The organism is Mesorhizobium sp. PL10, assembly GCF_053714315.1.
Genome location: NZ_JBSKBR010000229.1, coordinates 1 through 317 on the forward strand (window position 1 = coordinate 1; position 317 = coordinate 317).

Here is a 317-nt window from a genome sequence, read left to right on the forward strand (position 1 = left end):
TACGGCTCGTGGGAGACGAGTGCCCGTTCCCCGGCCATGACGCTTGGCGAATTGAAGCTGCGCAAGGGCAGCCGGTTCCTGTACGAATACGACCTCAACATTCCCTGGGAGCACGAGATCCGGCTGGAGGAGCGCCAGCCAGTCAAACCGGGCGCTCACCATCCGGCATGCACGGGAGGAGACGGCGACTGCCCGAAGGAAGACTGCGGTGGGCCCGAAGCCTGGATGTGGCTGCAGGACAATGCCTTCGGCTATGAGACGATGGACGACCTGGAGATCACGACGGAGTTTCTGCAGGAAGTCGCCGAAACGAAATC

General features: G+C 62.1%; 1 protein-coding gene. It reads left to right on the top strand.

The annotated features are described in order from the left end of the window. Positions 1-317: IS1096 element passenger TnpR family protein (locus ACWGTO_RS33975; RefSeq protein WP_454579017.1), on the top strand; the 317-nt coding region annotated here is incomplete at both ends.